Origin of the sequence: Acetatifactor aquisgranensis (genome assembly GCF_943193215.1) — a bacterium.
GTDB classification, from domain to species: Bacteria; Bacillota; Clostridia; order Lachnospirales; family Lachnospiraceae; genus Acetatifactor; species Acetatifactor aquisgranensis.
The window spans coordinates 31,860-56,159 of the sequence record NZ_CALPDH010000030.1 but is presented as its reverse complement, the minus strand read 5'-3'; the positions used below and the strand labels follow the sequence as shown (position 1 = coordinate 56,159).

25 protein-coding genes and 1 pseudogene are annotated in these 24,300 nt (G+C 48.3%); 25 read left to right on the top strand and 1 reads right to left on the bottom strand.

All coding sequences use genetic code 11. The features are described from left to right. Positions 1 to 6 precede the first annotated feature (6 nt). The 20 genes from NFS35_RS21785 (at position 7) to NFS35_RS21690 (ending at position 19,607) form a co-directional block, all read left to right on the top strand. The gene (locus NFS35_RS21785; RefSeq protein ID WP_251209169.1) at positions 7 to 570 is read left to right on the top strand and encodes a major tail protein; all 564 of its coding nucleotides are present in this window, start codon (positions 7 to 9) and stop codon (positions 568 to 570) included. A 60-nt stretch (positions 571 to 630) separates the two neighbouring features. Beyond that, entirely contained in the window at positions 631 to 1,032 is a 402-nt protein-coding gene (locus NFS35_RS21780) for a hypothetical protein (protein ID WP_251209168.1), read from the top strand. Positions 1,033 to 1,238: 206 nt separating this feature from the next. Continuing rightward, entirely contained in the window at positions 1,239 to 5,120 is a 3,882-nt protein-coding gene (locus tag NFS35_RS21775) for a phage tail tape measure protein (RefSeq protein ID WP_251209167.1), read from the top strand. Next, positions 5,117 to 6,004 carry a phage tail family protein gene (locus tag NFS35_RS21770; RefSeq protein ID WP_251209166.1) on the top strand — a complete coding sequence of 296 codons (888 nt, stop codon included), beginning with the start codon at positions 5,117 to 5,119 and terminating at the stop codon, positions 6,002 to 6,004. Before NFS35_RS21775 ends, NFS35_RS21770 begins: the two co-directional genes overlap by 4 nt. Positions 6,005 to 6,007: 3 nt before the next feature. Continuing rightward, the gene (locus NFS35_RS21765; protein ID WP_251209165.1) at positions 6,008 to 7,162 is read left to right on the top strand and encodes a siphovirus ReqiPepy6 Gp37-like family protein; all 1,155 of its coding nucleotides are present in this window, start codon (positions 6,008 to 6,010) and stop codon (positions 7,160 to 7,162) included. A gap of 5 nt (positions 7,163 to 7,167) precedes the next feature. Continuing rightward, the gene (locus tag NFS35_RS21760) at positions 7,168 to 8,304 is read left to right on the top strand and encodes a hypothetical protein (RefSeq protein ID WP_251209164.1); all 1,137 of its coding nucleotides are present in this window, start codon (positions 7,168 to 7,170) and stop codon (positions 8,302 to 8,304) included. Between the two features lie 15 nt (positions 8,305 to 8,319). Further along, a complete protein-coding gene (locus tag NFS35_RS21755) occupies positions 8,320 to 8,757 on the top strand; it encodes a hypothetical protein (protein ID WP_251209163.1) in 438 nt (145 codons plus the stop codon). Then, a complete protein-coding gene (locus NFS35_RS21750; RefSeq protein WP_251209162.1) occupies positions 8,750 to 9,892 on the top strand; it encodes a phage major tropism determinant in 1,143 nt (380 codons plus the stop codon). Before NFS35_RS21755 ends, NFS35_RS21750 begins: the two co-directional genes overlap by 8 nt. Positions 9,893 to 9,934: 42 nt before the next feature. Beyond that, positions 9,935 to 10,291 (top strand): diversity-generating retroelement protein Avd, encoded by a 357-nt coding sequence (gene avd, locus NFS35_RS21745; protein ID WP_251209161.1) that lies wholly within the window; start codon positions 9,935 to 9,937, stop codon positions 10,289 to 10,291. 324 nt (positions 10,292 to 10,615) lie between these two features. Beyond that, positions 10,616 to 11,698: a reverse transcriptase/maturase family protein gene (locus tag NFS35_RS21740; RefSeq protein WP_251209160.1), complete on the top strand. Its 1,083-nt coding sequence runs from the start codon at positions 10,616 to 10,618 to the stop codon at positions 11,696 to 11,698. Continuing rightward, complete coding sequence (locus tag NFS35_RS21735; protein ID WP_251209159.1) at positions 11,695 to 11,877, top strand: hypothetical protein; 183 nt, start codon at positions 11,695 to 11,697, stop codon at positions 11,875 to 11,877. Before NFS35_RS21740 ends, NFS35_RS21735 begins: the two co-directional genes overlap by 4 nt. Continuing rightward, positions 11,874 to 12,356, top strand: a complete 483-nt coding sequence (locus NFS35_RS21730) for a phage holin family protein (RefSeq protein WP_330640404.1) — start codon at positions 11,874 to 11,876, stop codon at positions 12,354 to 12,356. The genes NFS35_RS21735 and NFS35_RS21730 overlap by 4 nt, the downstream gene beginning before the upstream one ends. An 87-nt stretch (positions 12,357 to 12,443) precedes the next feature. Beyond that, positions 12,444 to 13,919 (top strand): phage tail tip lysozyme, encoded by a 1,476-nt coding sequence (locus NFS35_RS21725; protein ID WP_251209157.1) that lies wholly within the window; start codon positions 12,444 to 12,446, stop codon positions 13,917 to 13,919. A gap of 445 nt (positions 13,920 to 14,364) precedes the next feature. After that, the gene (locus tag NFS35_RS21720) at positions 14,365 to 14,559 is read left to right on the top strand and encodes a helix-turn-helix transcriptional regulator (RefSeq protein WP_103240978.1); all 195 of its coding nucleotides are present in this window, start codon (positions 14,365 to 14,367) and stop codon (positions 14,557 to 14,559) included. 23 nt (positions 14,560 to 14,582) lie between these two features. Continuing rightward, complete coding sequence (locus NFS35_RS21715) at positions 14,583 to 15,275, top strand: hypothetical protein (protein ID WP_251209156.1); 693 nt, start codon at positions 14,583 to 14,585, stop codon at positions 15,273 to 15,275. Between the two features lie 79 nt (positions 15,276 to 15,354). Next, positions 15,355 to 16,395, top strand: a complete 1,041-nt coding sequence (locus NFS35_RS21710) for an IS30 family transposase (protein WP_251209155.1) — start codon at positions 15,355 to 15,357, stop codon at positions 16,393 to 16,395. Positions 16,396 to 16,595: 200 nt separating this feature from the next. Beyond that, positions 16,596 to 16,862 carry a hypothetical protein gene (locus NFS35_RS21705; RefSeq protein ID WP_251209154.1) on the top strand — a complete coding sequence of 89 codons (267 nt, stop codon included), beginning with the start codon at positions 16,596 to 16,598 and terminating at the stop codon, positions 16,860 to 16,862. Between the two features lie 195 nt (positions 16,863 to 17,057). Next, on the top strand, positions 17,058 to 17,285 hold the full coding sequence (locus NFS35_RS21700; protein ID WP_251209153.1) for a hypothetical protein: 228 nt from the start codon (positions 17,058 to 17,060) through the stop codon (positions 17,283 to 17,285). A gap of 22 nt (positions 17,286 to 17,307) precedes the next feature. Continuing rightward, positions 17,308 to 19,197, top strand: coding sequence for an AIPR family protein (locus NFS35_RS21695; RefSeq protein ID WP_251209152.1), 1,890 nt, complete (start codon positions 17,308 to 17,310; stop codon positions 19,195 to 19,197). A gap of 203 nt (positions 19,198 to 19,400) precedes the next feature. Then, positions 19,401 to 19,607 carry a DUF1349 domain-containing protein gene (locus NFS35_RS21690; protein WP_251209151.1) on the top strand — a complete coding sequence of 69 codons (207 nt, stop codon included), beginning with the start codon at positions 19,401 to 19,403 and terminating at the stop codon, positions 19,605 to 19,607. On the opposite strand, the gene NFS35_RS21685 is transcribed toward NFS35_RS21690, so the two are convergent. After that, a complete protein-coding gene (locus NFS35_RS21685) occupies positions 19,604 to 19,852 on the bottom strand; it encodes a helix-turn-helix domain-containing protein (protein WP_251209150.1) in 249 nt (82 codons plus the stop codon). The genes NFS35_RS21690 and NFS35_RS21685 overlap by 4 nt on opposite strands. A 747-nt stretch (positions 19,853 to 20,599) precedes the next feature. Here NFS35_RS21685 and NFS35_RS21680 point away from each other — a divergent pair. The 5 genes and pseudogenes from NFS35_RS21680 (at position 20,600) to NFS35_RS29755 (ending at position 24,242) form a co-directional block, all read left to right on the top strand. After that, positions 20,600 to 21,964, top strand: coding sequence for an FAD-dependent oxidoreductase (locus NFS35_RS21680; RefSeq protein WP_251209149.1), 1,365 nt, complete (start codon positions 20,600 to 20,602; stop codon positions 21,962 to 21,964). A gap of 168 nt (positions 21,965 to 22,132) precedes the next feature. Next, positions 22,133 to 22,738: a hypothetical protein gene (locus NFS35_RS21675; RefSeq protein ID WP_251209148.1), complete on the top strand. Its 606-nt coding sequence runs from the start codon at positions 22,133 to 22,135 to the stop codon at positions 22,736 to 22,738. A 99-nt stretch (positions 22,739 to 22,837) separates the two neighbouring features. After that, on the top strand, positions 22,838 to 23,581 hold the full coding sequence (locus NFS35_RS21670; protein WP_251209147.1) for a MerR family transcriptional regulator: 744 nt from the start codon (positions 22,838 to 22,840) through the stop codon (positions 23,579 to 23,581). A 72-nt stretch (positions 23,582 to 23,653) separates the two neighbouring features. Continuing rightward, a pseudogene (locus NFS35_RS21665) lies at positions 23,654 to 23,920 on the top strand (ATP-binding cassette domain-containing protein); the annotation flags it as partial. Between the two features lie 13 nt (positions 23,921 to 23,933). Continuing rightward, positions 23,934 to 24,242: an ABC transporter permease gene (locus NFS35_RS29755; RefSeq protein WP_251209146.1), complete on the top strand. Its 309-nt coding sequence runs from the start codon at positions 23,934 to 23,936 to the stop codon at positions 24,240 to 24,242. The last annotated feature ends 58 nt before the right edge of the window (positions 24,243 to 24,300 follow it).

The window sequence follows — 24,300 nt, the reverse complement described above, 5'->3', positions numbered from 1 at the left end:
AAGACAATGACACTGGGATTAAGAGATTTATTCTACGCAATATGCACAGAGGCAGACGGCGTGGAAACTTACGGCACGCCTAAGAGAATGGCAGAGGCTATGACGGCTGATTTATCAGTAAAGACGGCAGACGGCAGCTTATACGCAGACGATACGCTGAGTGAGAGCGTATCAGAGTTTGCCAGCGGCACGCTTAAGCTGGGCGTAAAAGACCTTACGCCGGAAGTGCTGGCAGAGGTACTGGGGCAGATGGTAGACCAGAATAAGGTAGTATGGGCTGGAAAGGACGACGAGCCGCCATATGTGGCTATCGGCTTTAGGGCAAAGAAAACGGGCGGGCGTTTCCGCTACGTCTGGCTACTTAAGGTTAAGTTTAAAGTGCCGTCTGAAAAGTACGAAACAAAGGGCGAAAGCATCAAGTTTAACACGCCAGACATTGAGGCAGGCTTTACGGCAAGGAAGAGCGACGGACGCTGGAAAGCTGACTTTGTAGGCACAGAGGACAGCGACGCAGCTAAAACATGGTTTACGGAAGTGCCAGAACCAGCAGAAACGATACCCACAGTATAAAACAGAATAAAAGGGAAAGGAGAAAAGGCGCAGCACATGGCTGCGCCTTAATTTGTTGATATGAGCGCAATTAAAGACGGCGGCTATACAGTAACGCTGAAAGGGAAAGAGTACAGACTTCTTTTTACCCTTAACGCACTGGACGAAATTCAAACGAAATTCGGCGGCTATGACAAGCTGGGCGAGGCTTTTAACCAGAGTAACCCAGACTGGGTAAAGGATACAAAATGGCTGCTTACAATGCTTATCAATGAGGGGCTTTTAGAAGAGGACGAGAACGCCCAGCTTTTCACAGAGCAGCAGATAGGCAGGCTGATACATATGGGAAATCTGGCAGAGGTACAGCGGGCTATTTTTGCGTCGTTTGCAGCAGGCACAGCAGGCGACGGAGAGGGCAGCAGAGATACCGAAACAGAGGACGACGAAGAGGCGGGGGAAATGAAAGCCGTGCAGGAAAGCTAGACACTGCACGGCTTTTGTATATCGCTATGGTGCTGCTGGGGTATAGGGAGCGTGAGGCATGGAGAAAAACGCCGTACCAGATTGTGACACTATTCAGATACCACAAGGAATATAACCCGCACATTTTTAGGCAGGAACGGGCAGCAGTACCGCAGGCGACAGAGGGACTGGACGACATTGACATAGCGTTAGGGGGACTGTAGCGAATGGCTGATAAGACAGAAAATATAAAAACAAGGCTTAGCTTTGACGGCGAGGCAGAATACAAGGCAGCCTGCAAAGATATAAACAATAATCTGAAAAACCTTAATGCTGAAATGCGCCGAGTAACCGCAGAATACAAAGGAAACGAAAACAGCATAGAGGCATTAAAGGCAAAGCAGGGCGTTTTATCTGAAAAATATGCAGAGCAGGCAAAGAAAGTAGAAGAGGCACGTAAGGCGTTAGAGAGATGCGCACAGCAAACGGGCGAGAATAGCGAGGCTACACAAAAGCTGCAAAGAGATTTGAACTATGCAGAGGCGGCACTCTTTGATACTGACGCTGCCTTGCAGTCTGTAGAAAACGAACTTTCAGAGGGCGTGCAGGCGCAGCGGCAGTATGAGGCGGCTTGTCAGGGGATAGATAAAAACTTATCCCTTTTGGGCGCAGAATTGCAGGAAGTAAACGCAAAGTATAAAAACAATGCGGACAGCGCAAAAGCCGTGGCTGAAAAGCAGGAAGTTCTTAAAAGGACATATGACGAGCAGGCAAAAAAGGTAGCGGAAACGGAAAGAGCCTATGAAAGCATGGTGCGCCAGTATGGGGAAACCAGCAGCGAGGCTAAAGAGCTTGAAACGCAGCTGCACAACGAAAGAGCCGCCCTATACGACGTGGAAAACCAGCTTGCAGAAACCGAGCAGGGGCATAACGGGCTTGCATCTGCTATGGGAAATCTGGGCGGCATTATGGCGAAAGGAATAGCGGCAGTGGGGGCGGCTGCGGCTGCAATCGGCACGGCAGTAGTGGCAGGGCTGGGCTATGCCGTAAGCCAAGCGGACGAGGCAAAGGGCGCTTTAAATGATTTCTGCGCAGCCACGGGGATGGCTACAGAGGACGCAGGGCAGTACAAGCAGGTTATGGAGAACATCTATAACGCTAATTTTGGCGAGGGCTTTGAGGACATAGCGGCAGCTATGGCAGAGGTACGGCAGCAGGCAGGCGACTTAGGGGCAGACGAGCTGGAAAAAATGACGACCAACGCATTAGCGCTGCGGGATACGTTTGACTTTGACGTAGCGGAAAGCACCAGAGCCGCAACGCAGCTTATGGAAAAATTCGGCGTATCCTCTGACGAGGCATATAACCTTATTGCGCAGGGCGCACAGAACGGGCTTAACAAGAACGGGGATTTGCTGGACGTTATCAACGAATACAGTAACCAGTATTCGCAGGCAGGGCTAAGCGCAGAGGATATGTTTAACTCTATCGCTAATGGCGCTGCTACTGGCGTTTGGAGCATAGACAAGATGGGCGACGCTTTTAAGGAGTTTAGTATCCGCATGAATGACGGGACGGCAAACGAATACCTTACAAGTCTGGGGCTTAACGCAGACGAAGTGGTAGGGAAATTCCAAAAAGGCGGCGACAGTGCAAAAGAGGCTATGAGCCAAGTAAGCGAGGCGCTTAAGAACTGCGACGACAAGAGCCTACAGTATACGGCGGGCGTGGGCTTAATGGGTACTATGTGGGAAGATATGGGCGCTGATGCCTGCACGTCGCTTATGGACGTTGAGGGGCAGATAAGCAAGACCACGGACGCTATGGGGAAGATTAACGCCGTAAAATATGACACATTTTCAGAGGCTATGCAGGGCGCAGGCAGGATACTACAGACCAGCTTTATCATGCCGATAGGCGAGCAGGCGCTACCGATTTTCAGCCAGTTTGCAAACGAGCTGGCGCAGGGTGCGGCAGAGGCGGGCGGCGATATGGGGAAACTGGCGCAGAGCTTTGGCGACGCACTAAGCAATATGGTAAACGGGCTGGCAGAAATGCTGCCGCAGATTACCAGCTTTGCCGTAGAGCTTGTAAACGGGCTTGTAGACGGCATTGTAGAGAGTGCGCCAGCAATCGTGCAGGCGGGCGTAGGAATGATTACGGGGCTTGTGGACGGCATTGTAGAGGCGATACCGACACTGGCAGAGAGCGCAACGGAGATAATAACCACTCTGATTAACGGCATTGTGGAGCTGATACCGTCGCTGGCAGAGGGCGCAGTACAGATTATTGCGGGGCTGGCAAAAGGGCTGGGCGAGGCGCTGCCAGAGCTGATACCAAGCGTAGTAGATGCAGTGCTTACCATAGTGGATACGCTGATAAACAACGTGCCTATGCTGATAGATGCAGCCTTGCAGCTTGTCACGGGGCTTGCAGACGGGATTATAGCGGCGCTGCCAGTCATCATAGAGAAACTGCCGCAGATTATAACCAGCATAATAAATGCACTGGTAGAGGGCATACCGCTTATTTTGGAGAGCGCAGGCGACATTATAGTAGCACTTGTGGACGGCATTATAGATGCAATACCGTTGCTTATAGCAGCAGTACCGCAGATTATTGTAGCCATTGTAGAGGGGCTTGTAACGGGGCTGCCTAAAATCGTGGCGGCAGCAGGGCAGCTTGTGACGACGATTTTAAACAAGCTAAAGGAGCTGCCAACACAGATACCGCAGGCGATAGCAGCAGGCATAGAAAAAATAGCCGAGTGGGGCGCAAGCATGAAAGAAAAAGGCGGCACAGTCATTACAGAGTTTGTAACCAAAGTTATAGACGTTGTAAAAGAGCTGCCGCAAAAAATCTGGAACGGCATAGTAGATGCAGTTACCAGAGTAGCCACATGGGGCTTGAATATGCAGGAAAAAGCCAAAGAGGTAATGAACACAATGCTTACAAATGTTGTAAGCATTGTGAAAGAAACACCGCAGAAAATCTGGAACTGCATAGTAGATGCCGTAAACAGAGTAGCCACATGGGGCGCAAATATGCAGGCAAAAGCAAAAGACGTAATGAACACCATGCTTACGAACATTGTAACCATTGTGAAAGAAACGCCTGTAAAAATCTGGAACTGCATCATAGGTGCAGTGAACAAAGTAGCCACATGGGGCGCGAACATGGTAAGCAAAGCCAAAGAGGTAATGAATACCATGCTTACGGCAATCGTGAACATAGTAACGCAGACACCGCAGAAAATCTGGAACTGTATCATAGGAGCGGTTACAAAGGTAGCCACATGGGGCGCGAACATGGTAAGCAAAGCCAAAGAGGTAATGAATACCATGCTTACGGCAATCGTGAACATAGTAACGCAGACACCGCAGAAAATCTGGAATAGCATCATAGGAGCGGTTACAAAAGTAGCGACGTGGGGCGCAAATATGGTGAGCAAAGCCCGCGAGGTAATGAACAGCATGGTTACGGGCGTTGTGAACATAGTAAAAGAAATTCCGCAGAAAATCTATAACAGCATATCCGGCGCTATTTCCAAAGTAGCCCAGTGGGGTACAGAGGTAAAAAATAAAGCCGTAGAGGGTATGCGAAACTGCGTAAACGGAATTATAAATGCTTTCTCTAATATAGGCAGTTCTTTTGCGACAATCGGCAGCAACATTGTACAGGGTATCTGGAACGGCATAAGCAATGGCTGGAACTGGTTAAAAGATAAAGTTTCAAGCCTTGCAAACAGCCTGCTAGATGCCGCAAAGAGCGCTTTAGGGATTGAAAGCCCGTCTAAAAAGTTCCGGGACGAGGTAGGCTTATTTATGGCGCAGGGTATCGGCGTGGGCTTTTCTGATGAAATGAAAAAAGTAAATAAGCAGATCGAGGAAAGCATACCGCAGGAGTTTGACGTAGGCGCAAGAGTCAATTTTTCTGATACCGACATAGACGGGGAGCCGTGGAAACCAAAGCCGAAAGGCGGCGGGGCAGCAGGCAGCCCGGTAGTACATATCACACAGAATATATACGCCAATACGACGGACTACGCAAAGCAGCAGAAAGAGGCACAGCGGCAGTTTAAGCAGGCAGCAAGGACGGTGTTAGCATGATGTATGAAAAGCTGGTTTATACCAATGAGAGGGGCGAAAGCATAGAGCTTAGCGTAGGCAGTGTGTACCATTGCAACGTAAGCAAGGACGTAGACGGCATAGCAGGCGTGACAAATGCAGTATACAGCACAAACAGCATGGGGCAGCATGGAGATACCTATGTAGGGCAACGGATAGAGGCGCGGGACGTAGACATACTGGGGCATATCAACACAAGGGATAAGCAGCAGTCTTACGAACTGCGCCGCAGGCTGCTTAAGATATTTAACCCGGAGCTGGGCGGCACGCTTGCCTATGAGTATGGCAGCTTTAAGCGTATTATTAACTGCCGCCTGCATGGAAAGCCGGACGTAGGGAGAAAAAGCGTTTTGCAGCAGTTCAGCTTACAGCTGGATTGCCTTAACCCGTTCTGGCGGGAAGAGGACGAGCAAAAGGAAGATATAGCAAGCTGGGTGGCTGCCTGGCATTTCCCCTGCGTGATCGAAAAGGACAACAGTAAAAGCATGATTTTTGGGTATCGTGCTGAAAGCGTAATTGTGGACTGCTTTAATGAGGGCGACGTATCAACAGGTATGCGGGTAAGGTTTACCGCACTGGGGACAGTTACAAACCCGATTATTTTAAACGTAGACACAGAAGAATTTATAAAGCTGAATGTAACCATGCAGACCGGGGATGTGATCGAGGTAAACACGAAATACGGCAGCAAGGGCGCTACACTGACGCGGGACGGGGTAAAGTATGACTATTTCCGCAAGGTGGACGTAGACAGTACATTCATGCAGCTTGACATAGGGGACAACAATTTCCGCTATGATGCGGACGGCGGCGTAAATTCTATGGAAGTCTCTATTTTTTATGACAAGGAATATCTGGGGGTATGACGCATGGAGCTTAGAGTATTTGACGAGACAGTAGAGCCGCTGGGACTGATCGACGAAATGGCAAGCCTGTTATGGCATGTAAAGTATTTTGACGTAGGCACGTTTAATCTGCTTGCGCCGATCACGGACAATAATAAAAGGCTGCTTATAGAGGGCAATATTATTGTAAAGCACGACGGAAAGAGGGAAGTAACGGACGCGGCAGGCGGTATCTGGCGCAGGGCGGCACAGATTACCTATGTACACATCACCAAAGACGAGAACGGGCTAGAGCAGATAGAGGCACAGGGCTACATGCTTAGCCAGTGGCTTAACAAGCGCTGCATAAGCCCGCAGATCGTGGCGACAGCGACGAACCAGAGCATTATAAACACAATGGTAAAGAATAACTGCGGCAGCGGCGCAAGCACAAAGCGCCGTTTCCCGCGTTTTATCATGCTGGCGCAGGAAACAATGGCAGGCAGCGCGGTAGAGTACGCAAACGAGGTATACGCAAAGCTGGGGAAGGAAGTAAAGGCGAGGGCGCAGGCAGGAAAGCTGGGCTATGACATTCTGATTAACGAGAGATCGCGGCAGTACGGCTTTTATCTGTATAAGGGCAAAGACCTTACAGCGAAAAACAGCGAGGGTAACACGCCCTGTATCTTTTCGAGGGATTTTGACAATGTAAATGAGCAGGAATATACAGCCAGTATAGAAAACTGCGGGAATTTCATTTACATACAGGGCGCGGCAGACGACAGCGGCAGCCAGCCAGTGACGACGGTAGACGGAGAGGGCGCGTCTGGTCTGGAACTTATAGAGGTGTTTTGTGACGCGACGGACATAGCCCGGAAATACCAGAGCGGGGAAACAGAGGTAACAATACCGCTTAATACCTATTTGCAGATGCTTAAGACGAGGGCGGCGGCAGAGCTGGAAAACTACGGAAAGATCATAAATTTTGTAAGCACAATTAACACAAATTCTAACCTTAAGTTTAAGCAGGACTTTGATTTAGGGGACAGGATCACATGCAAGGAAACAAAGTGGGGTATACAGATTGACGCAAGGATAACGGAAGTAACAGAGACATACCAGAAAGGCGCAGAGGAAATAGAGGCGACGTTTGGGGACAGCCTGCCTACGCTGGTAGACCAGATAAGGAAAGTGAGGTAAAAGGCATGGCTAATTGTTTGCCGTTCAATGCCATTCTGGTAGATGAACAATACGACAGGGTATATAAAGCCGAGGACTGGGCGTGGTATTTTGCCACGTTCATAGCAAACGGCGTTTTCCCGAAACCCAGCGACGGGCTACAGGTAATAGCCTATGACAAAATGGAAATCAAGGTAAATGCCGGGTATGCGTTTATCAATGGCTATGCTTTCCGAAATCCTGTAAGCCAGAGCATTACGCTAAGCACGGCAGAGGGGGCGCTTAACCGCATAGACCGGGTAATTGTACGCTGGGACTTGACACAAAGGGACATATATTTGACCGTCTTAAAGGGCGTGCCGTCTGCAAAGCCTGCGGCAGCAGCCTTAACCCGGAATACGGAAATATGGGAGCTTGCCATAGCTGATATTTATGTAGGGAAAGGCGTAACAAAGATTCAGACAAAGGACATTACAGACCAGCGTTTTAACAGTGCGTTGTGCGGCATTGTGACAGGCACAATAGAAGAGATCGACGCAAGCGTACTGACAAAACAGTTTAATGATTTCTTTAATACTTACAGTCAAGCGGTGCTGGACGAGTTCAGCATATACAAGCAGGACATGGAAAAGTATCTAAGCGAGATTGCGGGCATTTACGAACATTACATAACCATGACCGAAAGCCTGTTTACCCAGTACGAAAACCAGTTTAGCGAGCGGTACAATTCTTTTGAAAGCACGCTGGACGGCTGGGACGCGGAGCTATTGAAAGCCTACACTGCTTTCATGGCAAAGATCACGCTTTTCCAGACAGAGGCAGAAAGCGAGTTTAACGCATGGTTTGAGGATATAAAGGAAAAGCTGGGCGGGGACATTGCAGGCAGCCTGCAACTGCAAATAGACGGGCTGACAGACAAGGTAGAACAGCTGCGGCAGCTGGCAGAGGCGGGCGGCGCGGAGACGGCAGAGACACTGGCAGAGCTTGACAGGCGGCTTACGCTGGTAGAAAACGGCTGGAACATCAATTATAAGCATGATGCAGTTTTAGGTTTATGCTATCTGGGAGCTGCCTACATGTGCCAGCATTACGAAAGAACAGAGGAAACGGCGGTGTTAGGAATTGCATATATCGGCAATTCCTATCTTGCAAATACATTTTAAGGAAAGGGGCAGATTATGAAAGGATTTCCCAAAACATTAAAGACAAAAGACGATTACTACAACTGCCTTGCTATGGTGGCAGCCGGGGAGCTGGCGGCGGCTGATCTGCTGGCAAAAATTGAAAGTCTGGAAAAGCAGCGCTACATACAGTGCGCTATTGTATCGGCGGCAGAGGAAAAGAAAGCAGTAACAGTATATTACTGCGACGAGGCAGCGCCGGGCATGGCTTTTGTGGCTGGTGGCATTTCCGGGACGATCACGGCGGTAACGCACACCCAGACGGACGAGGCAGCGGCAGCAGGCGAGACAGGCAACGACAGGACGGTATTAACACTGTCAAAGGGTATTGCTGCTGAAAATACGGCTATAGGGCTGGAAAAGGCGGCAGCAGTGGCAGGAATGACAGCGGACGATATAACGGCACTGAAAGGAGTGTTAAAACAGTATGAGTAGAATATTTGTTGATGATGTGACAAAGACAGACCGCCGGGCGCTTTTGAATGTAAATAAGCTGGCGACGATCAGCGACATTGTAGCGCCGACGAGCCAGTATTTATATGCAAGCGGGGCGAATGAGATCACTGTAATAGAGGGCTGCGTTATTGCCGTGGGCGGCGCGGGTATCTTTAAGACAGGAAACACGGTACTTAATGCCTCTAATCTGGATATAGGCGCGGCTTTTGCTGTAGGCAGCGACTATTACGTCTATATCTGCGACAGCAGGCAGGACGCACAGGACGAGCAGTATATTATTTCCCTTAACTCTACATATCCGAGCGGGTGGAACGCCAGCAACAGCCGCAAGATCGGCGGATTTCATTATGGGCGCTGCCGCAAGATCAATGATAATATGCAGCCCGTGAACAGCGGCGGCGCTATTTTTGGTACAGGCTGGGAAAGCGCGGTAAGCAACGGGATTCTGCCGCGCAGTGTGTGGACGCTGGGACACCGCCCGAAATGCAGCCCGGAGGGTATGGTATATCTGGGCGGCGGCACATGGGTAGACATTTACCTTAATTCCGACGACGGCGCACAGGGCTTGAAATCGGAATATAATTGTGCGCCAATGACAGGCACGGAGGGCATGAACTGGTACACATTTACGGAAAGGCTTATGAAGAGCGGTAAGCGTATGCCGGACTACAGCGAATTTTGCGCCTATGCCTATGGCAGCCCGCAGGGGCTTGACGGGGCAAATACAAACGCGTGGACGGCAACGACGAACACGGGCAGGGGGACTACAGGCAGCGTGGTAAATGCCGTTTCTGCCGTGGGCTGCGTTGATGCCGTGGGGCGCGTCTGGGAATGGCTCAATGATCTGATTACGCGGGCAGAACACGCCACAAATACAGAGTTCCACCCTACAGTAGCGTGGGGCTGGGATAAGAAAAGCCCTTTAAGGGACAATGCCACAAAATACGACGTAGGAAACATTTACCAGTATTATTATGCGTCTCTGGCGGCGCTGGTCGCGGGCGGTGGCTGGAACTCTGGCGTTCGCGCGGGCGCGCGTGCCGTGTATTGCAGCAATTACCCGTGGGACGTGAGCACGCATCTCGGCGTGCGCGGGGCGTGTGATTCTATGTAGAGGCGGGCGAAAGCCCAGCCGATACAGGGGGATAGATAAAGAATGTCAATAAGAGATAAAGGGGACATACTACACCAGAAAATATATGATTTCCTGCTATACATATATCCGATACTAAGCAGATACCCAAAGTATGAAAAATTCAGTTTGCAGACGGCAACCAGAAACGCGGTGCTGGAAATGCTGCAAGATGTTATCAAGTGGCAGAAAACGGCGACGAAAAGCCACTTGTACGCGGCAGACGTAGCATTACAGCAGAGTAAAGAGCTACTACGGCTGGCAAATGATCTGAAATACAGCGCAATGAATAAGCAGCATTACGGGGAGAGTGGAAAGAAACTTACAGAACTGGGCGTTATGCTGGGGGAGATCATAGAAGAGGTAAAGGCTACAAAGTAGCTTTTCATATGGGGCAGCCGCTTATTACAGCCCTCTGGCGGCGCTGATCGCGGGCGGTAACTGGAACAATGGCGTTCACGCGGGCGCGCGTGCCGTGAATTGCAACAATTACCCGTGGAACGTGAACACGAATATCGGCGTGCGCGGGGCGTGTGATTTGGTGAAAGCATTACAGGCTTAGCGTATCTAAGGAACACTAGCAAGGATTAGAATATTAAGAGTGCTTAATATTCCAGAATCAGAGTGACTGTCCCGCCGAAAGGCAAAGAGAAAAAGCAGGGCTGCTGGTTAGTAGCTTAAAGCGAAAGGCAGGGGCTTTTTATTATGAAACGAATAGGGCATATCACAGGAGAAAACGGCAGGCGGCTTACGCTTGTAGAGGCTATGGCTGACTACGGGAACGTGCAGAAAGCCTATAATAAAGCCCGGAAGTGCAAGCGATACCGCAAGGACGTTTTAATATTTACCAAAGACAAAGAGGAAAATTTAGAGCGGGTACGAAATGAAATTCTGGGGCTTTCCTATGAGCCGGGCGAGTACCGATATTTTAAGGTATATGAACCGAAAGAACGGCAGATCATGGCACTGCCGTTTTATGACAGGGTAGTGCAGCACGCCATTAACAATGTGCTGGAACCGATTTTTGAAAAGCGTTTTATTTTCCATTCTTACGCTTGCAGGAAAAATAAAGGTATGCACGCCGCGTCTGATACGCTGAAAAGCTGGCTTTATGAGTGGCAGAGATTCCACCCGGATATGCCTTTATATGCGATTAAAGCGGACATACACCATTATTTCCAGAGTATCAACCATGATCTGCTTAAGGCAGAGATAAGGAAAGTAATAAAGGACGCAGGGGCGCTGGCACTGATCGACAAGATCATAGAGCATAACGGGCAGATGCCGGACGGTACGGGCATACCCGTAGGAAACCTTACAAGCCAACTATTCGCAAATATTTATCTGGATAAGCTGGATAAGTACATCAAGCACACACTGGGTGCGGAAAAATACGAAAGGTACATGGACGACTTTATTGCATTAAGCCCGGACAAGGACGAGCTGCGGCGCTGGCTGGCTGATATTGAAAGATTCTTAAGGGAAGAGCTTATTTTAGAGCTGAACCCAAAGACGGCTATTTTATGCGCGAAGAACGGCATTGATTTTGTAGGCTATAAGCACAGGGCGACACACAGGAAAGTAAGACCAGACAGCGTTAAACGTATCAAGCGAACGATCAAGAAATATGAAAGGGGTGAGATCACAAAGGAAAAATTACAAAAGAGCATTGCAAGCTGGACGGGACACGCAGGACACGCCGACAGCCTGCATTTACGAAAGAAAATAATAAAAATGGCGGCTGATGCACAGGCAAGGCAGCCAGCAGGCGCAGGAGTGAGTACATGAGTAATATTTTGCTACAAGTGCTGCATGAGCAGCAGGAAATTATTGAAAAGCAGAGCAGGCTTATTGCTGATTTAACCGCCACTCTGGAAAACTGGGAGAGCGTAGCAGGGTACGACGGCGCGGAACTGAAAGAGCGGGCATTAAATTTGCAGGCAGAAAGGCAGGAATTATGGAAATGAAAATATTAGAATTTATCGACGCGGCAGCACACAATAAAGTGATCGAGCTGGTAATACTGGCGATTGTATTTGATACTGTTTTCGGGGTGCTGCGGGCAGTGAAAGAAAAGAAGTTCAACAGCTGCGCGGGGATTGACGGCGCAATACGGAAAGTGGCAATGCTGATTTCCCTTGTATTCATGCTGGCGGTTGACATGCTTATCAAGATCAATCTGATCGGATTTATCCCGGAGACGGCGCGGGGTTATCTGGGGCTTAAGACAGTAGGCGTAGCGGAGTTTTTCAGCCTGCTTTACATAGCTTATGAGATCACCAGCATTTTTAAGAATATGGCATTGTGTGGGCTGCCCGTAAAAAAGGTATGGGCGGGTGTGCGGGCTTTTCTTTCCAAGTATACAGATGAGCTGCCGGACACGGACGAGCTGGACGGGGACAGCACCACGGGCAGCGTAGAGGGGCATAAGCAGCAGGAAAGATAAGAATAACAGATCAGACAGGAAAAGCAGCAAAGGGCGCTTACGGGAAACCGTAGGCGCTTATTTCATTGCAGAAGGGAAGTAAAAAGCATGAGGAACATTAACAGGCTGATAAGCGGGTATAATTTCAATCCGGGCAGCGTTTCCCGTATCAAGTACATTGTGATTCATTACGTGGGCGGTTTGAGTGGGGCGCAGGCAAACTGCAAATATTTTGCGGGTGGAAATAGAAATGCGTCTGCGCATTATTTTGTAGATCACAACGGGGAAATCTGGCAGTGCGTGGAAGATGCTAACATAGCGTGGCACTGCGGCGCAAAGAGTTATAAGCATGGGGAGTGCCGGAACGCAAACAGCATAGGTATTGAGCTGTGCGTAAGGAAGAGGAACACCGCCAGCCAGGGCGCGACGGATAAAGACTGGTATTTTGAGGACGCGACGGTAGAGGCGGCGGCAGAGCTGACAAGGTACTTAATGGATAAGTACGGTGTGCCTGCCGATCATGTCATAAGGCATTACGACGTTACCGGGAAAATTTGCCCTAACCCGTATGTATATAATACCACGGCGCATACATGGGACGAGTTTAAAAGGCTGATAAGCAGCGGGGCTGTATCTGCCGGAAACGGTGAAAAGAAACTTTACCGCGTGCGGAAAAGCTGGGGAGATGCAGCCGGGCAGCTGGGGGCTTTTGAAAGTCTGGAAAACGCAAAGAAAGCCTGCATTGCTGGCTATAATGTGTATGACTGGGACGGAAAGGCAGTATACAGCGTTTTTGCAGGCAATGAACAGCAGACGGTAGCAGGAGGCGCGGAAAGCATGATCTGGTCTTTTCTGACGAGCAAGGGCTTAAATGCCTATGCAGCTGCCGGGCTTATGGGAAACCTTTTTGCAGAGAGCGGGCTTAATTCATGCAATCTGCAAAATTCCTTTAATACGCGGCTGGGAATGACGGACACAGAATATACGGCAGCTGTAGACAGCGGCAGCTATACAAATTTTGTGAGGGACAGCGCGGGCTATGGGCTTGCACAGTGGACGTATTACAGCCGTAAGCAGGCACTACTTGACTTTGTAAGATCGGCGGGCGCGTCTATCGGCAGCTTAGATATGCAGCTTTCTTTCTTGTGGCAGGAATTACAGGGCTACAGAGGCGTTATTTCCGCGCTTATGGCTGCAAAGTCGGTACGGGCTGCCTCTGATGCAGTATTGACCGGGTACGAAAAGCCCGCAGATCAGAGCGAGGCAGTAAAACAGCGCCGGGCAGCATACGGGCAAGAGTATTACGACAGGTACGCCGGAACTGGGGCAGGTGGGAACACAGAACAGGGAAAGACAGAGGCGGTAAAGGTTCCCTTTAAGGTAAAGGTAGATATAGCCGATCTTAGAATAAGGGCGGGCGCAGGCACGGACTTTGCAAAGACGGGAAAGTATACAGGAATCGGAGTGTTTACCATTGTTGAGGTAAAAGCCGGAGAGGGCAGCGCGGCAGGCTGGGGGCTGCTGAAATCGTATGCAGAGAATAGGGACGGCTGGGTATCGCTGGACTATTGCACAAGATTATAATGTATCTGCTGGGGTATGTCGTTCATGGGCGGCATACCCTTTATTTTTTTACCATATTTTTCTTGAAATCTAATTGACAATATACCAAAGTTGGTATATAATTAAAACATAGAAAGGAGAAAAGAAAAATAAGTGTAAAGCACTGGAAAGGAGAAACGGCAGGAAATGGGTAAGAAGAAACAAAAGAAAAAGCCTATCAAGTGGCAAGATTTGACGGTCAATGCACTGATAGACTTAATCATAGGTATAATACTTATCATTATTGACAAGTACATAGGTTAGACCTATAGGCGGGCGAAAGCCCGCCGCCTATAAAAAATATATCATAAACCCAGAGCCGAGTAAAGAGCATGATTTTTAAATTAGGTATTTTTTTAGTAGCCGTAGGAACGGTAAAACTCTGCATAGCTCTTGTAATGAGAGCTAAAGAGAAGAGAGGTAAAGCATGATCGGAAACAATATAAGAAAAGCAAGAAAAGCGGCGGGCGTTTCACAAAAAGAACTTGCGGAACGCCTGCAAGTTCACCAAAAGGATATAAGTCGCTGGGAAAATGGGGCGCACGCGCCTACATTGGAAATGTTTATAAAAATATGCAGGGAGCTTAACGCCTCTGCTGATGAAATATTAGAATTAAAGTAAAAGGCGAAAGAGAGGGCTTATTTATGGCAAAGAAACAGATCATTTTATATGTTGTGGCTGCATTATTCGCAGTAAGTGGAGTTATAGCGCTGCCGTCTGGAAATATTACGGGCGGTATCGGCTGCATAGTAATTGCTGCCGTATGCTTTCTGCTGGCACGTAAGCCAGCGAAAGAGGCAGCAGGGCAGCAGGAAGAGCCGAGGGCAACGGGAACGCCTGCCGCTGCATCTGGTAGCAGGATTGCAGAAACTATACGGACAAAAATAGTAGGCGTGACGTTTAACAATGAGGACGGAGAAAACCGCCAGGACATATTAAAAACCATGACGGGCGACGAGGATATAACTGTAGAAAAATATACATACAATGGGGAGCCTGCCGCGTGCATCAAGTGGGGTAATAAGGTACTGGGGAATTTATCAGCAGAACTGGCAAAGGATTTAGCACGGAAATACCCGCAAGCCCGGTATACCGCAGAAATACTGGAAATTTCTGGGGGGGTACAAACGTTTGGGTGCAATATAGAGCTTGACATTATTGTAGAAGAGAAAAAAAGCCGCGCAGCGCAGCCAGCAGGCGAGACAATCGTATATATAGACCGTAGCAGCAAAAAGTACCATAGTAAGCCTACATGCTCTGGAATGAAAAACCCAAAGAGTATACCACTTAGCCAAGCAAAAAAGAAATATACAGCTTGTAAGAAATGCTGTAAATGAGGCGTAAATAGTGAGCCGCAGACTTGTAAAAGAGTTTGCGGCTTTTCGTCGTATATGGGACAAAAGAGAGGTAAGAAAAATGGGTAAGCATCTGACAAAAGCAGATCGGATAAAATTAGAGGCATTGTTAAAGGCGGGACATGGTAAAAAGGAGATCGCAGACATGCTGCATGTACACCGCAGCACAATATACCGGGAAATAAAGCGGGGAGTTTATACAGCGCTTAATTCTGATCTTACACAGGAAGAGCGATACAGCCCGGACATTGCAGACGATAAGTACAGGGAGAATCTGAAAAGCAAGGGTGGCGTGCTTAAGATCGGCAACGATATTAAGTTAGCAAATTATATAGAGGATAAAATAGTTAATGAGGGATATAGCCCGGCTGCCGTTCTGGGGGAGCTTAAGGCGCAGGGAAAAGAGGGGGAATTTTCCGTCACGATCTGCGTAACTACGCTTTACAGCTATATTGATAAAGGTATCTTTCTGCGGCTTACAAATAAACACTTACCAGTAAAGGCAAATAAGAAGAGGGACTATAAGAAAGTGAAGAGGCAGCAGGCGCGGGCAGCAGCAGGCACAAGCATAGAAAAGCGCCCGGAAGAGGTAGACAGGCGGGAAGAGTTCGGGCATTGGGAAATGGATAGTGTGATAGGGCAGCGGGGAAAATCTAAAAATACCCTGCTGGTACTGACGGAAAGAAAGACGCGGGACGAGATCATATTTAAGCTGCCGGACAAGACAGCAGAGGCGGTAGTAGATGCTTTAGACGCATTGGAAAGAAAATGGGGCGCTATGTTTAAGCAAGTCTTTAAAAGCATAACCGTAGACAATGGCAGCGAATTTGCATATTGTGAAGAGCTGGAACGTTCTATACTGGGAGAGGGAAAACGGACACAGCTATATTACTGTCACCCGTATAGCAGCTGGGAGCGTGGCACAAATGAGGTTACTAATAAAATGGTACGGCGAAAGGTTCCAAAGGGGACAAATTTTGACAGTATGACAGACGCAGAAGTAGAGGAAATGGAAAACTGGATAAACAACTATCCCCGCCGCATACATGGCTATCATTCTGCCGGGGAGCTTTTCGAGGAAGAGCTTAAGAAAATCGGGTGAAAAAAATTTAAAAAAGTGTCGCATTTAATATTGACATTTTCAATATATGTAAATATGCCTGTAAAGTTTGACAATGGTGATTTTGAGTTGTACAATGAACTCGATATGCAAGGATATAGGTGTCCATTTATGGTAGTGTATTCGGATACAGGAACGTTCAGTATAATATAAGAATTACAATAAAAGAAAAGGGGATTCATTTGAGCATAAGAGTGGATGTCAGAAAATTTGCGAAAATAGAGAAGGCTTCGGTAAGAACAGGTGATTTTTCGCTATTTGTAGGCGATAATAACAGCGGAAAAACGTTGATGATGGAGCTCATGTATGGGATTATAAACATAATATCCAATTGGAATATGGAAATCGGCTGTGCCAAAATCACGGAGATGGAGGATATAACCTATATCCGATTTTCCGGCGAGTGGTTTGCAGAAATGGAAAGCAGTGTTAACAGGAACGCAGTTTGACGAAAATGAGGAGGATTTGATAGAATTTGTGGATAGAGAGCTGCTGGGCGGGAAGATTGAAAGTGGCATAGTGGAATAGAGCATATTGAAGAGCAGTATCTAAATGACTTAGACGGGTATGGCATAGAGAGCTCATTAGGGGTAATAACCAGATATTGGAACAAGGATATGCTTCAAAAAGAAAAGGATGCCTATATGGAAAAAATCAACCAGATTCACCGGGGCGGTTTGCTTACAGCCAGGAAGAGCCGGACGAATCTGGATGAATACAGACAGAAGGTTAAGGCCATTCAATATATTTTGGATGGGATTTTTATTGACGAAGAGATATCAGGTGGAGAGAAATCCTATGATATCCATTATGTATGTATGACCACGACTGACAAAGTTACATATACGGCTGAGATGGACATTAAATTTTAACAGACAGCGGGGAGGGTATGCTGTGTTTGAAAATCCGATATTGAAAGCATGGCTTAATGAGTATAGCAAAGAGAATGAGCTGGAGGGCAATAGCAGCCTTGATAATGAGAGAAGGTATATTGATTATATCTATTTTTCACAAATCCAGCCGGACAGATTGGACAGAGATTTTGATTTGTTAAATCAAATATGTGATGAGGTGCCCGAGGGGATGGGCTTGATTGGCATCGCTATAACCATGAATGGGCAGTTGCTTTCTACAAGGACGGATATCGATGATATCCTGCAGAAGGATGGTCAAGGTAGGTTTGAGGTATTTATTTTAGCTTATAAGAAGAAAATTTCTGCTGATGAATTGATAAGCGAGGTTTATCATAAAAGACAGGATGGATATAATTATTCGGAGATAATAGGCTACTTTCAGACACAGAGAATTGTTGCCAGATGGGAGGGGCTTCCCAGCATTAATATCATTTTTGTGGCGGAGGAAAAGGCAGAGGCTCAAAGCATAAAAAGCAAAGAGTATACCGGCAGCATTCAGCAGATTAATGAAGAGAAACTATATGCGATTGCTCAAGCTAACAGGAAGGAGTATCAGGCGGCACTAGAGTATCAGGATTCTATTGAATTTGGTAAATTAAAGGATGCGGGGCAGGTGTATGTCGTGCTTTGCAGCGCGGACAGTCTGGTCAGAATCATAACAAACGATGACGGATTGATTCGGGCGAACATATTTGACGACAATGTCAGGGATTATCAGGGAGAAACGGATGTAAATCAGGAGATGGAAGCGACTTTGTCGGCCAATCCTGTCAATTTCGTTCTGTTTAACAACGGGATTACGATTGTATGTGATAAGCTTGTGTCAAAAAACAGGGAGCTGATTATAAAAAATCCCCAGATTGTAAACGGCTGTCAGACGTGCAATTCGCTCTATAAGGTTAAGAGGAAAGGAAATGATTTGTCCCAGGTTCAAGTAATCGTGAAGGTTATTGAGGCCACCAAACCGGAAGTGACCCAGGGAATCGTCAAGGGCACAAACAGGCAGAATATCGTCTACGAGGAGGCTTTTGAAACCATCCGGCGGTACCACAAGGAACTGGAGGATTTTTTTAATATTATGCAGACGGAGGGCTTTTGCAAGGTATATTATGAGAGGCGTTCCAAACAGTATGCAAGAGATAATACAGTAAAACCGTATCAGAAAATCAGCTTCAGGGTGCTGATTCAAAGCATGGTGGCGATGTACATGAACCATGTTGAGATTTCGCATCGGCATGAATCAAAACTCATCAGCGACTATAAGGATAAGCTTTTTGTGGAGGGGCAGTCTTATTTTCCATATTATGTGGCGGCGCTTTTGGCGTCAAATCTAGAGTACATTATGAAGCAGGATCACAGCCTTAATGATATGAGGCCATACAAGATGCATCTGCTGTTCCTGATTCAGGAAATGAGCATGGGGCCGGCACCGGATATAGATGATAAGGAAAGGATAGAAGAGTATTGCAAAAAGCTGCTGAAGTTGTTGGGCGGGAGCGGATATAAGCAGGCAGTTTTGCGAGCGGCAGACAGATTTCGACAAATAATGAATCAGTGGGTTGCCGCAAGGGGATCAGACTACAGATATGCTATAAAGGATAATCCGGAGTTTAAGGATTTCATGTTAAAGAAGATGCGGGGGAGCATTGTTGCGGAAGTGAATTCCAATGTATATACTGGAAGGGTCATGACCGTTACCACGGACAAGCATGGCAATCTGTTTGGGTTTATTGCACACAAGCCGGAAAACGTATATTTCAACGAACTGGATAATCCGGATATGGATATCTCTTATGAAGGAAAAAAAGTATCGTTTCGGCTGACGGGAAAAGCCGGAAAAATCAGAGGGATTAACGTCAGGATTTTGTGACCGTTGAAAAACATAGGCCGTGAAGGCAGAGCTGACAGTTATTATATATCGTTTTTAGTAGCCTTTATAGCAGGCAGGTAGATTCAGGAGGACTCACGTTATGAAAAAGATGCTTAGGAATTGTCGGAAAGGAGGCATATGGATTTGGGAAGCTTATCTATCAAAATGACCAAGCAAAAAATGATAGAAGAGGAGGCAGTGACATGGCAAAGTTTCTGACAATGAATCCGGAATGGGTCAGGGAACCGGAAAAGGCAGTCATCACAGAGGACGGGGTGGAAATCATGACGGAGCCGGGGACGGATTTCTGGCAGCGCACCTATTATGGATTTCGGAATGACAATGCCCCAATCCTGCAGGCAAGGACTTCCGAAAGGTACCTTTCATTTGTGATTCAGGTTAATGGCTAATCCCTGAACTGCAGGAGCCGGTACGGTTCCACATCCAGGGCGCGGGCAATATGGAACAGGATTTCCAGGGAAAACGAGCGGATGATGTTGGGGGCTTCGATGGCGCTGAGGTGGGAACGGCTCAGGCCTGCCTTCTCCGCAAGCATGTCCTGTGTCAAGCCTGCCCGCTTGCGGTAAAAGGCGATGTTCAGCCCCAGTTCGATATAGTAATCCTTATTTTCAAAGCTGATATGGTTATCTGGCATGGGACACCTCCTGACCATCTTATTTTATCCTGAAATGTGAAGAGCATAAATTATTTGTAAAAGAGCAATTGCTTTATGATATAAAGCATGATGTACTGATATCAGCCCATATCCGGGTAAGGGGGATATGGGCTGTCATTCCGGGAATGGGCAGGCTGTTCTTCCCCTTCGGGCTGCCCCTCTTCTCGGATATGATTCATTCGCGTATATCCGATATGGTTTGGCGGGGAGAAGTGCTGTGCGGAAGCCACAGCATGGAGCTTTTCTGGACATCTTCAAGACGATTCAAAAGCTGTATGATCACAGCATTTTACCATATACTAAAAAAATCAATCCCTTTCCAACCTAAGCTTTATCATGCAGGGAAGGGTGCGCTCTCGGAATCTCAGGCAGGTAAAATCAGGTCGATGAGAGACCATGTGGCTGGAAAAGCGGGGGAAATGATGATTTTCTTGTACAGAAAGCACGAGGTTTTGATAAGCTGGAAAATCTATCGAATCAACAAACAATGGAAAGAACCTATCTACCGTTTAGAGAAACGCCTTCCGGAAAGCTGCAGGATAAGCAATCTGGAGATTCCGAAAGACTGGAAGGATAAGCTCTCGGAATCCCAGGCAGGTAAAATCAGGCCACTGAGAAACCATGTAGTTGAAAAAGCAGGGGAACCGGCAAGGCGGTTTCCAGGAAGCCGCGTTATCAGCGATCTGGAGATTCCGAGAGACTATAAGGGCATAACGGAGGAACAGGATGGAATCTGTCTGGATGGAAGATACCAAAATCAGGACACGGGAGCCGCTCCCGGGGGACTTGGAGGTGCCGGCTGTCGTCATCGGGGCGGGGCTGGCAGGGATTCTGACGGCATATTATCTGAAGCAGGCGGGCATCCGGGCGGTTGTCCTGGAGACGGACAGAATCGGCAGCGGGCAGACGAAGAATACCACGGCGAAGATTACGTCCCAGCACAATCTAATCTATGCCCGGCTAATCCGGACATTTGGGCGCCGGATGGCGGAGCATTACGCCAGTGCCAATGAAGCGGCCATTGGGGAATATGAAAGGCTGATTGCGGAAAAGGGAATCCGCTGTGACTTTGCCAGACGCCCGGCATATCTGTATTCCCGAACCGGGACAGGGCTTCTGGCGCGGGAGACGGAGGCGGCGCAGTCCCTGGGCATACAGGCATCCTTCGAGACGGAGTGCGAGCTGCCTTTTCCGGTGGCTGGGGCGGTGCGGTTCGGGCGCCAGGCCAGCTTCCATCCGCTGAAATTTCTGGCGGCGCTGGCGGAGGAGGTGGAAGTGTACGAGCAGACCAAGGCGTTGAAAGTGGAGGGCAGAAGGGTGGAGACGGCCAGGGGATGGGTGACGGCAGAGCATGTGGTATTTGCCGCCCATTTCCCATTCATCAATGTGCCGGGATATTATTTTGCCAGGATGTACCAGGAGCGGAGCTACGTGGTGGCGCTGGAAGGGGCGGAGAGGTTTGAGGGAATGTATCTGGGGATTGACCGGGACGGGCTTTCTTTCCGCACTTGCGGGGACTTGCTGCTGCTTGGGGGCGGCAGCCACCGGACAGGGCGGAACAAAGGGGACAGGGCTGGCGGGGGATGTCGGTATGGGGAGCTTTTGGGAAGGGCCAGGGAAATCTGCCCCGGAAGCCGGGAAGCGCTCCGGTGGTCGGCCCAGGACTGCATGACATTGGACGGTCTGCCCTATATCGGCAGGTTTTCCAGGAGAAGGCCTTTCTGGTATGTGGCCACGGGCTTCGGGAAATGGGGCATGACCACGGCCATGGTGAGCGCCCGGATTCTGACAGCTTTGATAGGCGGGCGGGAGTGCCCGGAGGCGGATATCTTTTCACCGCAAAGGCATTTTACGGCACAGGCGGCAAAAGAGCTGGCGGTGCATGGCGCGCACACGGTGAAAGGCCTGGCAAAGCATCTCCTGCCTTCGGGGAACAGGGCAATCGTGCCAAACTGCCCCCACATGGGCTGCAGGCTGGAGCGGAATCCGGACGAGGAAAGCTATGACTGTCCCTGCCACGGCTCCCGGTTTGACAGGGAAGGGCATCTGATGGACGGCCCGGCGCAGACCGACTGCAGGAGGAAAAAGTAAGGGAGGGGCCGGCAGCTGCATTATGGCTGCCGATTCCAAAGAGGACGAGGTTGTGCATCCTTTATTTCATTACAAAAAATGACATGTGTATAATTTTTCCGGGAGATTAGGGTGTAAGGAAAGAGTGAAGTTTGAGTTGTCAGCCGGGAAGGGTGGATAGGAGAGAAGATGATTTCAGGAAATCGCAGATTTTTTTATGGATGGTATTTCAAATGCCAGTCCGATACACAGACTTTGGCGGTGATACCGGCAGTACACCAGACCGCCAGGAAGAGGACCTGCTCCATCCAGATTATCACAGAGGAACAGTCCTGGGCGGTGGATTTCCCGGCAGAAGCGTTCCGACGGAGGGGAAAGACGATTTCCATTGGAAAGAACCGGTTTGGGGAGAAAGGGATGCGGCTGGAGGTATGCGCCCCAGGGCTGGAGGTGAAGGGAAAGCTTCAATTTGGCCCGCTTTCCCCTTTAAGGTACGATATCATGGGGCCCTTTTGCGCGATACCGTTTTTGGAATGCCGCCACAGCATATGGAGCATGAAGCATATGGTGCAAGGGACTGTGCGAATAAACGGAGAGGCCTATTCCTTTGACGGTGGGGAAGGCTATTTGGAGAGGACAGGAAAGCCTCTGCGGGCCCCGGAAAGGGGAGAGATGCTGAGGACTATCCGGGAAAGCGCGGCCTGCAGGGCCAGGTACCGGTTTCAGAAAGATGGTCGGACGCTTCTGGCCTTTGAGACAGACAGGGCCTCTTTCGAGTATGAATACAGGGCATGAGGTGCTGAAAACACGGAGTTCATCTGTGCGAAAACCCTACACTATAACACCAGACTTTTTGGCTATGGTATACTGGGAGGAGAATGGAGGTGGGAAACAGTGAACACATATAAAACCGCGGAAGTTGCCGCAATCATTGGAATACACCCAAACACAGTACGGTTATATGAAAAACTGAAACTGATACCTAAGCCGGAACGACTGTCAAATGGTTATCGTGTATTTACGGAATTTCATGTAAAGCAATGCAGGCTGATACGCCTTGCATTTCAAGTAGAGGTTTTGCAGAATGGGCTAAGGAAAAAAATCGCACAGATGATTATGGTATCAGCAACAGGAGATTTTGATACAGCTATTGCGATTACAGAAAACTACCTGGAGCAAGTCGGGCGGGAACGCCGGAATGCGGAAGAAGCCATTGAAATTGTGGAGGAGATTTTATCCGGCAGCGTTGGAGGCAACTCCAGGCATTTGAAGCGAAAAGAGGTATCAGAGCTGCTTGCTGTTTCTATGGACACGCTCCGAAATTGGGAAATGAACGGCTTACTAACGGTAAAAAGAAAAGATAACGGGTATCGCGTCTATACTGATGAGGATATACAGCGGCTAAAAATCATTCGCTCATTAAGATGTGCTAATTATTCCTTAGAAGCAATCCTGCGGCTTTTGCAACAGCTATCCCAAGATCCCGATACAGATATTCGCGCCACACTAAACACACCAAAACAGAATGGTGATATTATTTCTGTCTGTGACAGACTAATCGTATCGCTGTCAGCGGCAGAAAAAAATGCAGTCACCATTTTGGATATGCTGCGCGATATGAAAGTACAATTTTCATAAACCTTACACTTTGCCACCAATGTTTTCATTGGTGGTATTCTTATTTCACGAAAAACAAAAGGAGGACTTATCATGCAGACTGTAATCAGTGTGGAGCAGTTATCAAAATCCTACGGTAATCTGCCTGCGGTAGACAAACTCAGCCTGTCCGTAAAGCGAGGAACCGTTTATGGGCTTCTTGGCGCGAACGGCGCAGGGAAAAGTACGACGATTGAATGTATCTTAGGCACAAAAAATGCCGACAGCGGGACGGTATCAGTCTTAGGGTGTAATCCGAAAAAGGACAGACACCGCCTGTTTCAAAAGGTGGGCGTTCAGTTTCAAGAGGGCGATTATCAGCTGGCTTTTGACTATGGTATCGACTTTGAGTATCGGCTTGTTGGTTGGTGGGACTGCGAAAAACATGAAAAGCGCGAGTGTGATTGCCTGTATTTTGTATTTCCCCATGCTGCTTTTTTCGGGTGCGACACTTCCCTTTGAGGTTATGCCTGCTGCCATGCAAGAGATTATTCGTATTTTCCCTTTGACACAGAGTATTCAGTTAATGAAAGCGGCATTTCTTGGATTGCCGATTGGAAATGTGCTGTTTCCGGTTACAGTTATGGGCACTGTTACGTTCATTTGTTTTGGTATCTCTGTAAAGTGTTTTAAATGGGAATGAGACAGGGCATTTGACACCGGGCGGAAAGGAAAGTAAAATAAGACAAAAGCCTTTTTAA